The following is a 14136-nucleotide window of genomic DNA, read 5'->3' as shown; positions in this document are numbered from 1 at the left end:
ATCATTCTTGAAAGACCATTATGTAAAAGGCGAGTGCAGATGGCGCAGGGGTTGCCCCCGAACAATATCCACGGCGTTGCTCAGACCGATATTGTCCATCTGGTACATGGGCACCATCTGGGCAATAATTTCTGCAGAGCTACCTAACCAACGGTCTTCGGGCATTGGGTTCAACCAGGCGATTAGACTGGTGTATCGCTTGAGCTGAAACAAAAACCGGGTCATCGCCCGGATACGCTCCTGGGTACGATGGCCACGGGCAGCCCCCGCATCACTGACGATTAGCACACTGGTATCGCTGGTACAGAGAGACAACACCTCCTGGCGTGGAATAGGTTCTTTCAAGTAGGGGTCGACATATAGGGTGCTAGCTGGAACATTTTGGAAATAAAACGTGTTCACGTTTTCCGGTTGCAGCGTGCTTTCCCTCAGCGCAGTTTCAGCCAGATCCCGCGTAAAACGATGGAACGGCATCATAGAGCCGTTTTGATCAATCAGTAACAACAAGTGCGCCCGATTGCGTTCTCGACGGCGATACACGGGAGCCAGATAGAATCCCTGGTGGGTAACCTGCGTGACCGTAGCATCAATATCCAGCACATCCTGCGGACCATCTGCTACTGGGCGACGCAGATAACGCCACAGGTAGACCATCGAGCGCCGGCTAATGGGGGAATAGCGATAAAGAGCGGTCGTATCGTCACTGCTGGGGAGGAAGGGAGCCTGAACCGGCACAGAGCCCAGTTCAGGATCGGGTGGCTGCTCCATTAGAGGAAGCTTGGGTGTTGGGGATACCGCTTCTGAGGGGACATCCGGGCGTTCGGAGCGGATGTCGGGGCGAGAGGATGCTGTCGGGTGCGATATCTCAGCTTTCGCTTGGGGCAAGCTGGTTAGCAGCGATCGCCAGATCGGCTCGAACTGATTTTGCTCTCCGGGCGAGTGACACCAGAGAATCTTTAACACTTCCATTAAAGATTCTGTCGTGTCACCAAAGCCCCCCTCTAGTGCCTGCAACGCTGCCTGATACTCGCCAATGCCCAGTTGGAAGCCGCTACGGCGGAGCCGCATGAAGGCACGGGTAACAAGTTCCTGGGCATCCACTTCACTCATGAGGCGCGAGCGTATTTCTTCCAATCTTGCTGAAGCTTAAACAGTAATTCCCGATAAGGCAATACAGGCGATTGTTGCAGTACTTTAGCCGGGTAGGGCTCCGCTCCAAAGGTATGCAACGCCTTGAGCCAATCCAAAAACTCGCTCGTGCCCGGTTTCTTGAACAGCCCCCCCTCATTCCATACCGTAAGAAACTCCTCTACAGCGGCATGGGTCAATGGGTCAGGAGGTGGGTCTTCTCGGGTAACGGCGTAGTGTTGCTGCACAATTTCCTTCAGGCGGTTGGGGTCGTTGGGGAATTCCACATAATGGTATAAGCAACGACGTAGGAAGGGGGCTGGAAGATTACCTTTTTCTTTGTTACTCGTGATGATGACAATGGGTTTATGTTCGGGGTTAGCGGCGATCGTCTCCCCTGTCTCTTTAATCGTGAAGCGCCAGGGCTCATCCAAAACAGCCAGCAAATCATTAGGAAAATCGAGATCTGCCTTGTCAATTTCATCAATCAGCACGACAGCAGGGCGATCGCGCATCTTGAAAGCTTTCCCTAATGGCCCAAATAAACGGTAATGAGTGGGATTGCTGGGATCACGATAGTGCGGAATTTCTAGCCCCTCATCGTTGTCGGGAAGAGATTGAGGGGAAAGTTCGGAAACGACCTTTTGAGTTTGCACATCATGCAACCGCAGAATGGCATCGTATTCGTACAACCCCTCCTGGGCCTTGGTAGTGGAGCGCACATCCCAGCGGTAGAGCGGCAAGCCGAGTTCGTAGGCGATCGCTGAAGCCAACCGAGTCTTGCCGCAGCCTGCATCCCCCTCTAATAACAAGGGCCGCCGTAAGTAAATGGCCAGATTCACAGCCACCTTCAACTCCGGTGAAACCACATAGGGTTCGGGTTGTTGAGGGGAATGGGGATGGGCATCGGTTGGCCGTCGCCCCGGATCCCCCTCAAACAGTAGTTTTTGCACCACAGTCATAGAAAACGCTCCCGTAATCTTAGACAAACACTTTCTGGCGTCCCTTCACTGTCTCGATGAATGCGCCGCGCGATCTGCTCAATATCCTGCTCTGTTAGAGAGCGTGTGCGATCGAATACGCTACCAAATCGAATTAACCAATCGCGAATATCTTGCATCGTCCAATCGGGTACAGGCAACTCCAAAAATTTGCCAGGGTCAAAGTCTTGCTCATCACAAAAATAAGCCATTGGACAATCCGACAGAATTTGACTATCGGCCATTACCGCCACGATTACCTTACTCCGATATTTACTTTTAAGAGCATCCAGCGTACTGACTAGAGGCTGCCAGAACTCCTTTAGAAACCACCGAAGAAAACTTTCTCGCTCAATCAAGTCGTCCAGGCTACGAATCTCGAAGAATAATGTACATCCCACCGACAGGGATGCACAAATTTCTCGCCGCAGCGCTTCCGTTAACTGACTTAAATCTGCTACGGGCTCCAAATTAAAATAGCTTGCCAAACGGGTCAATAATTCTACTTCGTTGTATTCCGAGATAGCTGATCCGAGATCAATAGAAAATCGTCGGTAATCTCCGTAGATTTGTCCATCAATAACCTGATCTCCCATGATGATATTTAATACTTCATCAACACAATAATGCCCCATCTGCTTCTTAGATTTTTGAATGAAAAAGAGAACAGCACCACCATCGTTCTTCAAGTTGTAATGAAGATTCGATGCAATCTTTCGAGCTCGATGAAAGTCTATTTTTGAAAACGTACGTTCAATATTCAATTCCCGCACGTTGGCACTGCTGTTGCATCCCGCATCCAATTCTCGTAATTTCTCATCCAGCTCCTCAATTTTCTTGAGAATATTTTCTGCTTCCCGATTGAGCTTAATTTCATGCACAGAACTGAGAGTCCCCTCCAACTGAGACTCAATGGCGGCGAGCTCTTCCTCCTTTCTAGCTCGCTGCTGGATATAAAATTCTCTGCGGTTCTTGGTCACTACCACAAGGTATTAAAAGAATAGAAGTCAGAAGATAAGTGGAAGTAGTAAACCCTCTAAATAGTTCTTAGAAAGCGGAAAAATACTCTAAAGATTTTCAAATATTCTCCTCATCTTTTAGCTTAATGTGCCTTCTTGCTAATAGGACAGGGGGTCTGACTCCTTCTCTAGTATTCATAGCCACTTTTTGGATTCATGCTTCAACTACTTCTCAGCAGTTATTGGGGGGATTTTAATAACTACCGCGCATGCAAAATTAACGCCATAAAAATATGGCGTTATCCTATATACAATTGGCCTACAAAATTGAGCTGGCTATCTCAATTGCTGTTCCAATTTCTCAATCTGTTGTAAAAGAATTTCAATCTGACGAGTTAGTTTCAATTCATCCATAGCGTTGATCTCCGCTCCCAACTGACCTTCTAATGCCGCCAGCTCTTCTTGTTTACGGGTAAGGCTGTTTTGATAGAACCGTCGCTGGGAGGATGAGATGGGTCGCTCTACTGCAGCAACCTTTTCAGCACCACGCGCCACCTCTGCCACCTGAGAAGTTACACCTAGCAGAGAAGAAACATCAGGGCGCGATCGCTGGCGATAATCGACTAGAATCATATCCCCTAAATCGCCATCTGACTGACCTGCCGGGCGTTGCTCATAGCCTGACTCCACGCTCCAACGGGCGATTCCACCCTGTACATAGCGCTTCAGATCATTCACACTGACAAAGTTCTTGCCCTCCAGATCTGCGGCCCCACTTAACCCCTGTAGAAGGTGATAGCTAAACACTCCATGCCCACTCTTCTCCCACGCTTGCTGCTGGTCCGTACTCGCTGCCAGTAAGTGGAATCCCTCCGCCAACTCATACACCTGTCGAACAAACTCCTGGTCAGCCAGGCTGCGGCCACCCTTCCCTGTACCAATGTGGCAGGCATCAATCAGTAGTACCAAGCGTTTCGCAGCACTGGCCCGCAGCCAATCTTCCACATCTCGAACCTTAATAGCGGTTTCATCCAAATTGATCGAGCGAGTATCCCAGGCAATCAAGCGAGGCTGGCCGTCCCCCTGGCGCGTACCGTGGCAGGCAAAGTAGACCAACAGCAAATCATTAGGGCCAACCTTACTGCATAGAGATTGCAACTCTGCCCGGATGTTTTTCGCTTCAGGAAAGCGGGGTTCCGAGTAGTCCAACCCATCGTGTAAGCAAACGGTTGTGTAACCCACCTGTTGGAGCAGCGTTTGCACTGCTTCCACATCACTCACGCAAAAATTTAATGGGGGAAACTGTTGCCGTTCCCGGTAATGATTAATGCCAACTAAAAATGCCCAACGATTCTCGATCGCTTCTACCATTGCACCCTTCCAATTCAACATCGATGTAGAGGAGTTTGGGAGAATTGTGCAGGGGAAACCTGTGCAATCCTTCCAAAATCTATTTATGAGCATTCCCAAAAATTACCGTTTTTGAGAATTCATCGAGACTTTTTCAGGCCTACAACCTGAGGGATGTAGATCCTCAATTAGCGACAAAACCTACTATTTATAACATCAACAGATCATCTCCATTTAAGTCATTGGCATTTGATCTCGACTTTTAGCACTGCCGTTCAGCTCTTGCACCGCCTTCACAATAGAATCACGGGTAACTTCTGCCCCAAAGCCCCAGGCGGCCAGAGCCAGGTAATCTCCCACGGGGGACGCCCCAAAGATGGGATTCCCTTCGTATAGCTCATTTAGACCGGCCCAGGAAAGGAAAGCGATCGCCACCCCCTGACTCACCAGGCGAAAAATGCGAAGACGCGATCGCGCTGAACGCGCAGCCCCTTCACCCGAGTAGGAACCTACCCCCGGCACAAGGGGCAATCCCAGGGATTGCATCCGAGCCAAATCTCCTCGCGCTACCACCTCCAATTCTCCCCCTCGTAATTCTGCATTCTCTTGTCCGTAGAGATCCTGCTGCATTGCCTGTTGTTTCTCTTTAAAGCTGTTTTTCCACTGCTCATAAGCATCCGGATTCTGGGGATTCAACTCGTTGAGTCCCGCTTCCAACAGATCACGTTCAGCGGCCCAATAGCGACGGCGCTCCTCATCCTTTATACGGGTTTCCAACTGCGCCATATGCATCATCAACGTTTCCCCTGATTGGAAACGATTGATGCCATCCCGTAGCGGAATTAAGGTTTCTCGTAATACTTGCGGTGTATCAAACTCTGCCATGCGGCGTTCTATGTCTTCTAGCCCAGCCTGCACTTGATTGCCATAGTCCGTCTGCACCATAGCGGACTGCTTCACCTGTTGTTGTAACATCTGCAAATATTGAATTTGGCGGAGCCAATCTTCCCGCCCCTTACGCCACCGCTTCCAGGTGGATTCTGCTAACTCCAGATGGGTTGTGGCGGCTTCCCAGTTGCGCACCCCCAGCATCGACTCCACATCCATCAGATCTCCCTCAATTCGCTGCCGAAAGCGCTGCCCAACAGTTTCTAGTTCAGCATCCGTACGCATCTGGGTTCGCAGTTGCCCCATCCGCACCACCAGTTCATCTTGCGGTAAGCCCCGTGTCCGGTACCAGGCTAAGGTACTTCCCAGAGCCACTCCCGCTAGCAGCACCAGCAGAGGTAGTCCAATTGGATCTTTTGTTCGCAGGGTAATGGGAATAGTTTGGCGAGTCCCGTCATAGGTCACCCATACGACCCCTGTAAATTCCCCACTTACCCTGGCTTCAGAGGGTTCCAAGGTAATGGGAACTTGAACAAGCTCGCCTGCTTGTAGTGAGGTTGGCGGTTGTTGCAGTTGAATAGCTCTGGCCGGCAGAACCGCCCTGTTATCGGTGCGCTCTAAATCTGAAGTCGCGATCGCCAATCGCCGTACGTCTACATCGCTGCTCAGGTTAAGGGTGCGGGTCACACCCCGATTCTCCGTTGTGCTGATCACCAGGGCATCAGGTTCAACTGTAATAGCTGCATAAGCCGGAGCACTGAGCAGCCAGCAACCCAAACCGAGGAGAAAAAGCACAGAACGTCGTTTCATGACAGCGGGAAAAGAGTACCAGAGCACCTCACTATAGCGACTTTTACAAAAAGTGGAGTCGGGGTTAAAGCCCCATATATTCAAAAATTTAAGGACCTACAGTGAGTGTTCTGAGCCTCTGGATGGGATGAGGTGGAAGGGGCACTTCGCGCCTCTTTCACCTCATCCCATCCAGAGGTTTGAAACGTAATCGCCCTACACAGTGTTGTTGAGTAGGGCGGGTAAAACTCGATATACCCTCTTGCACTTTTCTAAAGCCAAAACTCAGAAGCGTTTTGGTACAAGATCGGGTATAAGATTTGGGGGTTCCATAGTCTTCTTAGGAGATATGGTGATTCGCGTCTTTGTTTACGGTTCTTTGAAACCAGGGGAAGTCAACTATAAACGCTATTGTCAGGGGCGAGTGACGTCTGAAGAAGAGGCGATCGCCCGAGGCGACCTCTATGACTTTCCCCATCTGGGATACCCGGCCATGACTGGGGGTTCTAGCCTGGTCTACGGCTACGTTCTAAGCTTTGATGACCCTACTCTCCTGCAATCCCTGGATTGGTTGGAGGAATATGACCCTCACCGACCTGTAGAGGAGAACGAGTATTATCGGGAGATAATTGAAGTGGAAGGGTGCGATCGCCAGCCTCTGGGCCAAGCTTGGTGCTATCTGATGCACCCGGACAAAATTCTCACGCTCCGTGGGGTTCAGGTCGCTTCTGGCAAATGGGCCTCTCGGCAAGCTTTTTTCCCAGACGCCGTGTAGGGCAACAAAAATTGCTCTAATTAAGCGTGTTTGAGACTGCTGAGAACGTTGTTTTACGTGCGCTTTGCGTACGTAAAACAACTCTTCAGGGCGTGTTTTAAAGCTTGCTCGCAAAATTGTTTTTTTCATGCATTTCGCATACAAAAAACAACCTTTTAAGCAGACCCTAATTTGGCGTTATGCCACATCGGCAACATCAATCTCAAAGGTCAAACCATAGGCTTCTAAAAGATCACAGGTTTCGTGGTCTGTGATATTGGTATCGGCAAGCTCAAGATTATAAAAATCGACACTGGGTTGATCAAAATAAGGCCCTGCATGCCAGGTTCCCAGATTCAGTTTAATAAAGCAGGTTCCAGGGATACGGAACACTACAATATCCTCCACAGATGGACAGGCAGATTCAGTTGGTGCAGCCACTCCCAACCACCATTCCTGCCCCCCCAGAGAACCCAAACACTGAGTACATTTCACATGCCGGGTAATGCGCGAAAAGCGACGCCCACGGGATTGAAGCCGCATGATGTAAAACCGGGGAGTTCCTTGATCCAGTTGCAACTGGGCATCTTCGGCGTCGTACAGTGCCCCATCTTCACTGGCTTCAATCATCTGGCCATAGGGACGGAAATTCTCAGCTGTAATCCATTGAGCCTGAATGGGTCGAATGGTCGATGTGAAGTTCATAGTAGTAGGGATAGCAGTGTTCATTTTTATACTAAATCTGGCTAGCGAACCCAACTATGGGTGTAGCGCTACACACAATTCTGATCAAATCTTGGCGGTTTAAGCAGGGTAGATGTTAACTGGAAAAGCCCTATGGATTCTGAATAAAATATCCAGAAAGAATACAGGAGCAATAAGTATTACAACGGTGGGCATATCCCTATGAATAAAGCATTTGGGCCTCAACTCATCCATATCTTTCAGCAATATTACTAGACCCTCTGAGGAAATCAAGAAAAGTTAGAGGAACTTACGGAATTACATTCCGGTCGATTGTAGGTAGTGTTAGATCAACAAAAGACATCTCCCCTCCACAAACTGTCTGTTATCTCATTGTTCGCATCAAGTCCAACCTACATCCGCTTCACGAGGTTTCTATGCAACGTTCCCTGCAAGTACAACAGTCTCCGCAAGACTCGCCACTTCCTCTCTTCATGCAATCTAGCTTCGCCATTGTTAGTTTCTTACTTCTAGTTTGCTTGCTCTAACTCAGTACTTCACTTCAGGCCGTGTGTTAGGCCAACCGAAAACATCTCCCCTGCACAAATGCTCTGTTACCTCTCAGTTCAGTTCTAGCCCCAAACCTAAGTCCCCTTCCGGAGGTTCCCATGCAAGACTCCCTGAAAGATTCACCGCTTCCTCTCTTCATTCAATCTAGCGGTGCCATCGTTGGCTTCTTACTGCTCATTATCTTGCTCTAGTTTCTCCTCCACGGCGTTATCGAGTAACGTCATGGCAGTTTCGACAGTATCGGCTTCCTGAGCAGGTTTGTCTGTTCGCCACCGCAGAATACGTGGGAACCGTACCGCAATCCCCGACTTGTGTCGCTTCGAGAGGGAAATTCCTTCAAACCCAATTTCAAACACATGAATGGGTTCTACCGAACGAACCGGACCAAATTTTTCTATCGTGTGTTTGCGAATCCACCGATCGAGCGCATCAATTTCAGCATTGTCTAACCCTGAATAGGCTTTAGCAAAGGGCACAAGCTCATCTCCTTTCCAGAGTGCGAAGGTATAATCTGTAAAAAGGTTGGCTCGCTTGCCGCTGCCTGCCTGAGCGTAAATCAACACGGCATCCAGGGTCATTGGATCAACTTTGAATTTCCACCAGGATCCCCGCTTCCGCCCAACCAGGTAGGGGCTATCCAAAGCTTTCAAGACCAGTCCTTCAGCATCATAATCTCGCGATCGCTCCCGCAACGCTTTCAAGTCTTCCCACGTGTTAAACGTGAGCACCGTTGAAGGGGTAATGCGCGTACTGGAATGTTGTTCCAGCAAACTGAGAAGACATTGGCGGCGATCGCTCAAAGTCTTGTCCCGAATATCCTGCCCATTTTGCTCTAGCATGTCATAGGCAATAAAGTGAGCAGGATTTTCATCCATCACCTTCTGCGTCACACGCTTACGCCCCAGGCGTTTTTGCAAGGCATTAAAGCTCATCGGGCGTTCGGTGCCGCTTTCCGGAGAACCGCCCTCCCAACAAACGATCTCGCCATCCAGCACCGTTCCATTGGGCATTGTCTGAAATGCTGTTGCAATCTCGGGAAATTGTGGCGTAATCAAATCTTCGCCCCGTGACCAGATGAACACTTCATCGGCCCGGCGAATGACCTGTGCCCGAATGCCATCCCATTTCCATTCTGCCTGCCAGCGCGACAAGTCTTCTGTTTGAAAGCGCTCTTCTTCCAGTGGCGATGCCAGAAAGAAGGGATACGGGCGGCTGGGCACGATTTGGGCCTGATCATGACCAATCAGGTGTTCATAAAAAGCGGCCGTTGGTTCAAAATCTCCCATGAGCCGATGAGCCAGCTCTGGTTCGGAGACGCCACACGCTGCAGAGAGGCCTTTAATTACGAGCTTAGCCGAAGCTCCCACACGAAAGGCACCCGTCAGCAACTTGTTGAGGATAAAAACCTCGAATGGCGTGAGAGCCGACCACCAGGAAATTACCAGTTGATACAACTCAGCTTCGGACTCAACCTTTTTGGCCTGGGGAAGAATGGTTTCCATCCAGGTGGATAGGGCAATGTCAGAGCCAGATGCCTCTGCAATGGGGGTATCTTGCATCAGCAGGGAAATAACCTCAGCCGAGTCACCCACATGGGCATAGCAATCTTCAAACAGCCATTCGGGAATATCTGAAATACTTAGGAACACATCTCGCAGTACCCGAGATGTAATCAGCCGTTTACGAGTTTTGCCCAACAGTAGATAAAGCGCCCAAACGGCATTGGCAGGCTCTTCCTCAGTGAAATAGTTTTGGATTGCCTGCACCTTCTCGTTGGTGGAGGTGGTGGCGTCAATTTCCTGAAACAGTTGGGTAAAGCGCTTCATGCCATGCTCCGAGACCGTTATAAGCCAGATGGCTACCTTTTGACCCTAGCACCAGTATCGCAAAAGAGCGTTTTGGGCGTGCTTCGCATACCCAAAACGCTTTAAACCCCGAAGGGATTGAAGGTTTAGAGCAAATTAGCGATCTACTGAGCATGGCATTTAAATGTGCAGCCCCTTACAAATGGCATTTTAGAACAGACAAAAACTGGCTTAACTGAATCTGTACCGATTCATGGGTAAATTCATCGTCCGGGTGGGGAGGTTGCCCAGGCTTTTGAAAGTAAGGCCGTTCATTGTTCATCTGGCCCCATTTGCAATCCACCTGGCGCACAAACTCATAGAGCGTATCGGCATCGGTCGTAATATTCTCAACAATCTCTTGAAGAGCGACTAATGGGGATTTGACATATCGGCTCACACGGGCCTCATCAGATTTAACCCAGGCAAATAATATAGCCTGGACAATACCTGATATATCGACCAGATGTTGTTGAATAAACAGGTTAATCTCCGTCAACACCTGCACCAATCTGGGAACAGGCGACTCACCTTTCATAAAGGATGTCCCCTCCCGACCAATGACTTCTGCCATGGAGAAGGTGCGACCTGAAAGAATATCCCTCTGGAGGTCCAGCGTTTCGTTGTCCGGTGGGTTCATAAATGACTGACAGCAGCTTGTATACGGGCGATCGCCTCCCGAATATTCGCCAACGAGTTGGCATAGGAAAGCCGCAAATACCCATCCCCCAATTTACCAAAGGCGGTTCCCGATAAAACGGATACGCCTGCGTTTTCTAACAGATGGTCAGCCAGAACATCACAGGGAAGGGGAAGCTGTTTGACATTTGGGAACACATAAAAGGCTCCGGCCGGTTGACGGCATTGGATTCCGGCGATCGCATTCAATCCGTCTACCATGACATCTCGCCGTTGGCGAAATTCGGCCACCATGTCGTCAACAGCGGTTTGGGGGCCAGTGAGGGCCTCTATTCCGGCCATTTGGGTAAAAGAACAGGTGCAGGAGTTGGAATTGATCATCAGTTGCACCAACCGTTCTGCCAGAGGTTTAGGAGCGATGCCATACCCGAGCCGCCAGCCTGTCATGGCGTAGGTTTTGGAATGCCCATCTAGCAGAATCGTGCGGTCTTTCATGCCCGGAAATTGGATGATACTCTGGTGCTCCGCCTCGTAGATGATGCGGGAGTAAATCTCATCGGAAAGGACATAGAAATCGTGTTTCTTGGCGAGGTAGGCGATCGCCTCCAATTCTTCAACGGTCAAAATTCCGCCTGTTGGATTTTGGGGGGAATTAAGGATGAGCAGCTTGGTTCGATCAGAAATGGCATGAATCAGATCATCAATGCGGAAACGGAAATCTACCTCTTCACGTAATTCCAGAGGAACGGGTTTAGCACCAATAAAATTAATGACCGATTCGTAAACAGGAAAACCTGGATTGGGATAAATCACTTCATCCCCATCGTTAACCAATGCCAGTAGTGTGAAAAAGATAATCGGTTTTGCTCCCGGCGTCACCACCACTTCATCGGGATGAACCTCAATGCCTCGGGTTTGCTGAATGTATTCGGCAATGACTTGCCGGAATTCCAAGAGCCCTGCGGCTGGAGCATAACCCGTATAACCCTCTCGCATAGCTTGACAGGCCGCTTCGCAGATATTTGCAGGAGTTGGAAAATCAGGCTGACCAATTTCCAGGTGGATAACACTTTTTCCTTGAGCTTCGAGTTTTTTGGCTTTTGCAAAGACCTCAAAGGCGGATTCTGTTCCTAACCGACTCATGCGTTCTGCAATATCCATGATGATGCGCTCACTGGTATGGATTGGCCTAAAACAAAAAAGCAATCAAATTTATTCGCGGCGATCGTAAATTTCAGGGTTAACACAATGGGGCAGGCGATCGCCCTTCAACCCAGCGATCAGGTTGGCGATCGCCATGTTTGCCATTTTTTCTCGGGTTTGCTGGCTGGCACTGCCGATGTGAGGCGTAATAATGAGATTTTGGAGCAGCAGCAGCGGGCTATCGGGAGGAATCGGTTCTGGGTCTGTCACATCCAATGCGGCCCCTGCAATAAGCTCCTGGGTTAGTGCGCGATGAAGCGCCTCCTGATTCACAATCGAGCCGCGTGCCGTATTGATTAAAATAGCAGTCCGTTTCATCTGCTCAAATTGTGGATCACTGAATAACTGATTTGTTTGCGGCGTCAACGGCGTATGAATGGTCACAAAATCGGATTCCTGCAACAGGCGATCGAAGGGGACGAACTCAACACCTAGAGCCTGTTCTACCTCGGATGGGGCCTGCCGTTGATTGGCGTAGAGAATTCGCATGTCGAATCCCCTGGCGCGACGGGCAACGGCCTGACCAATACGGCCCAGACCCAGAATGCCGAGGGTTGCTCCAGCGACATTAGGACCCAGCAACAAGTCTGGTTCCCAGGTTTGCCATTGCCCCGCGCGGGTGAAGCGATCGCCCTCCACCACCCGTCGTGCTGCGGCCATCAGTAACGCCCACGTCAAATCTGCGGTGGCATCGGTGAGCACACCGGGGGTATTCCCAATGGGTATGTTGCGGGCAGTCACAGCGGGAACATTGATGTTGTCATAACCGACTGCCATCTGACTAATTACCTTGAGGGTAGGTGCCTGTTCTAAGAGGGGCGGGTCAACGCGGTCGGTTAGCAGACACAACAGGCCATCGATGGTCTTCACCTTCTCCAATAACACGTCATAAGGGGGGGGAGTGCGCTCAGGCCATACCTCAACCTGGGCAACCTCTTGCAACGCATCCAGAGCGGTCGGAAGCTGGCGAGTCACAAACACGTTGAATTGAGTCATGGGAGAAATTGCTCGATTATGTCCATCTTGAAATTAATCCTGAAATGCGGTTTGGGCTGAAGAACATAACGTAAATGAGTTGCGCTCTTTGTGAAATGGGTATCTTTCACCAAAATCAATAACCGGATGCCCATCTCACACTTCTTTTAATCGGTACTTCTTAAAAGATGTTGGGTACTTTCATCTCGGTGCTTTTTCAAGTACTGCATAAAAGGCGTGCCTCCCGTACCGATGTGGGTGTCATTATTCGCCCGCCCTGCCTGGGAATGAATGTAGCGAGCTGCAAATTCCAGGTGTTGCGTCCGGAACTGCTCAATTAGAGAAACACAGTCATTGTAGCGATCGCCCAACTCAGGCATCTGTCCCATTCGCTCCTTCACAAAGTTCCGCAGAGTGGATTGCTGCTCTACCTGCTCGATGAAAGCACGATGACTGGGTGGCATATATTCCCGCATCTCCATCAAAAACTCTCGGAGTGGGTCATTGCTGTGAGAGATATTGAACAATGCATCCATTGTAGGGACAATCGCGCTTTGCGCTCCCGTTTCCCCCCGCAGTTGTTGGGGTTCGCCATTGTACTCATCCACGCCTTCATAAATCAGACCGTTGGGCAGGGATGAATTATTCTTCCAGCCGTGGATGTAGGGTCGAACCCGATTGTAATAGACGTAGGGATCACAGGCTTCGGGCATGCGCTCCATGGTGGTATTAATTGCCATCCAAGCAGTCTTAATCACGTCCAGAGCCTGAATGACCGCCTCCGAATCATCTCGAACCACGCTATTCAATAAGGTGGGAATGATTGCCAGAGCCGGAGCCGCTTTTGCTTCAATATCAATGTGGATGAGAATGAACCAGTCTTCATCTAAGCCCCCCAGAAAGTTTTGGAAGATCAGAATATTACCAATTTCAATGGGTTCTGCCTCATCAATACGTACCCAGTTATCCAGAGCGTAGGATGCATAGGACAGCACTGGAGGTCGCCCCAAGTTCTGAGCAATCGTGTAAAAGGGGACGGCCAGGTTTCGGGGCAGCGTCGATACAGGAGGCGGTTGGCCCCAAACAAAAGCATGGGTTAAGTAGGAATACATCAACATGGCTCGTCGCCATTGCAGATCATTCAGCTCCCGCTCAGGGGTCACTTCAGGTAAGTTTGCGATCGCCTGCCGCAGCTTACCCGTCGTCATCCATTTTGGTAACTGCGTCGCTATCTGCTCAATCGGCTGAAATGCTGATGGTAGAGAGACATAAGCTGGAGTTTGAGATGGTAAAAAACCACAGTCCTGATGGATGTCGTAATCTTCCAGCTTGAGTGGAGGGAAAACAGACTGTTCTAATGTGGCGTTCATATC

Annotated in this window: 12 protein-coding genes; 1 reads left to right on the top strand and 11 read right to left on the bottom strand. The window is 49.9% G+C overall.

Features of this window, described 5'->3' with window-relative positions:
- Positions 1–18: 18 nt before the first annotated feature.
- The 5 genes from NDI52_RS09675 to NDI52_RS09655 form a co-directional block, all read right to left on the bottom strand.
- Complete coding sequence (locus tag NDI52_RS09675) at positions 19–1110, bottom strand: VWA containing CoxE family protein (RefSeq protein WP_190774239.1); 1092 nt, start codon at positions 1108–1110, stop codon at positions 19–21.
- Positions 1107–2090 (bottom strand): MoxR family ATPase, encoded by a 984-nt coding sequence (locus tag NDI52_RS09670; RefSeq protein WP_190774238.1) that lies wholly within the window; start codon positions 2088–2090, stop codon positions 1107–1109. The genes NDI52_RS09675 and NDI52_RS09670 overlap by 4 nt, the downstream gene beginning before the upstream one ends.
- Entirely contained in the window at positions 2087–3088 is a 1002-nt protein-coding gene (locus tag NDI52_RS09665; protein WP_190774237.1) for a hypothetical protein, read from the bottom strand. The genes NDI52_RS09670 and NDI52_RS09665 overlap by 4 nt, the downstream gene beginning before the upstream one ends.
- A 315-nt stretch (positions 3089–3403) precedes the next feature.
- Entirely contained in the window at positions 3404–4459 is a 1056-nt protein-coding gene (locus NDI52_RS09660) for a caspase family protein (RefSeq protein WP_190774236.1), read from the bottom strand.
- 192 nt (positions 4460–4651) lie between these two features.
- Positions 4652–6115, bottom strand: a complete 1464-nt coding sequence (locus NDI52_RS09655) for a hypothetical protein (protein WP_190774235.1) — start codon at positions 6113–6115, stop codon at positions 4652–4654.
- Between the two features lie 328 nt (positions 6116–6443).
- On the opposite strand from NDI52_RS09655, the gene NDI52_RS09650 reads away from it, so the two are divergent.
- Complete coding sequence (locus NDI52_RS09650) at positions 6444–6869, top strand: gamma-glutamylcyclotransferase family protein (RefSeq protein ID WP_190774234.1); 426 nt, start codon at positions 6444–6446, stop codon at positions 6867–6869.
- Between the two features lie 177 nt (positions 6870–7046).
- On the opposite strand, the gene NDI52_RS09645 is transcribed toward NDI52_RS09650, so the two are convergent.
- The 6 genes from NDI52_RS09645 to NDI52_RS09620 form a co-directional block, all read right to left on the bottom strand.
- Positions 7047–7553 carry an ureidoglycolate lyase gene (locus NDI52_RS09645; protein WP_190774233.1) on the bottom strand — a complete coding sequence of 169 codons (507 nt, stop codon included), beginning with the start codon at positions 7551–7553 and terminating at the stop codon, positions 7047–7049.
- Positions 7554–8269: 716 nt separating this feature from the next.
- Positions 8270–9928 (bottom strand): ATP-dependent DNA ligase, encoded by a 1659-nt coding sequence (locus tag NDI52_RS09640; RefSeq protein ID WP_190774232.1) that lies wholly within the window; start codon positions 9926–9928, stop codon positions 8270–8272.
- 175 nt (positions 9929–10103) lie between these two features.
- On the bottom strand, positions 10104–10586 hold the full coding sequence (locus tag NDI52_RS09635; protein ID WP_190774231.1) for a hypothetical protein: 483 nt from the start codon (positions 10584–10586) through the stop codon (positions 10104–10106).
- Positions 10583–11746, bottom strand: a complete 1164-nt coding sequence (locus tag NDI52_RS09630) for a pyridoxal phosphate-dependent aminotransferase (RefSeq protein ID WP_190774230.1) — start codon at positions 11744–11746, stop codon at positions 10583–10585. The genes NDI52_RS09635 and NDI52_RS09630 overlap by 4 nt, the downstream gene beginning before the upstream one ends.
- 51 nt (positions 11747–11797) lie before the next feature.
- Positions 11798–12784, bottom strand: a complete 987-nt coding sequence (locus NDI52_RS09625; RefSeq protein WP_190774229.1) for a D-glycerate dehydrogenase — start codon at positions 12782–12784, stop codon at positions 11798–11800.
- 146 nt (positions 12785–12930) lie between these two features.
- Positions 12931–14133 carry a hypothetical protein gene (locus NDI52_RS09620; RefSeq protein ID WP_190774228.1) on the bottom strand — a complete coding sequence of 401 codons (1203 nt, stop codon included), beginning with the start codon at positions 14131–14133 and terminating at the stop codon, positions 12931–12933.
- Positions 14134–14136 lie beyond the last annotated feature (3 nt).

Origin of the sequence: Leptolyngbya sp. PL-A3, from assembly GCF_039962325.1 — a bacterium.
Classification (GTDB): Bacteria; Cyanobacteriota; Cyanobacteriia; order Elainellales; family Elainellaceae; genus Vacuolonema.
This window is presented reverse-complemented; position numbering and strand designations above follow the sequence as displayed.

Excerpts from the sequence above, each read along its gene's own strand:
- NDI52_RS09675 (WP_190774239.1), bottom strand. The coding sequence starts at position 1,110 with ATGAGTGAAGTGGATGCCCAGGAACTTGTTACCCGTGCCTTCATGCGG.
- NDI52_RS09670 (WP_190774238.1), bottom strand. The coding sequence starts at position 2,090 with ATGACTGTGGTGCAAAAACTACTGTTTGAGGGGGATCCGGGGCGACGG.
- NDI52_RS09660 (WP_190774236.1), bottom strand. The coding sequence starts at position 4,459 with ATGTTGAATTGGAAGGGTGCAATGGTAGAAGCGATCGAGAATCGTTGG.
- NDI52_RS09655 (WP_190774235.1), bottom strand. The coding sequence starts at position 6,115 with ATGAAACGACGTTCTGTGCTTTTTCTCCTCGGTTTGGGTTGCTGGCTG.
- NDI52_RS09650 (WP_190774234.1), top strand. The coding sequence starts at position 6,444 with ATGGTGATTCGCGTCTTTGTTTACGGTTCTTTGAAACCAGGGGAAGTC.
- NDI52_RS09645 (WP_190774233.1), bottom strand. The coding sequence starts at position 7,553 with ATGAACTTCACATCGACCATTCGACCCATTCAGGCTCAATGGATTACA.
- NDI52_RS09640 (WP_190774232.1), bottom strand. The coding sequence starts at position 9,928 with ATGAAGCGCTTTACCCAACTGTTTCAGGAAATTGACGCCACCACCTCC.
- NDI52_RS09635 (WP_190774231.1), bottom strand. The coding sequence starts at position 10,586 with ATGAACCCACCGGACAACGAAACGCTGGACCTCCAGAGGGATATTCTT.
- NDI52_RS09630 (WP_190774230.1), bottom strand. The coding sequence starts at position 11,746 with ATGGATATTGCAGAACGCATGAGTCGGTTAGGAACAGAATCCGCCTTT.
- NDI52_RS09625 (WP_190774229.1), bottom strand. The coding sequence starts at position 12,784 with ATGACTCAATTCAACGTGTTTGTGACTCGCCAGCTTCCGACCGCTCTG.
- NDI52_RS09620 (WP_190774228.1), bottom strand. The coding sequence starts at position 14,133 with ATGAACGCCACATTAGAACAGTCTGTTTTCCCTCCACTCAAGCTGGAA.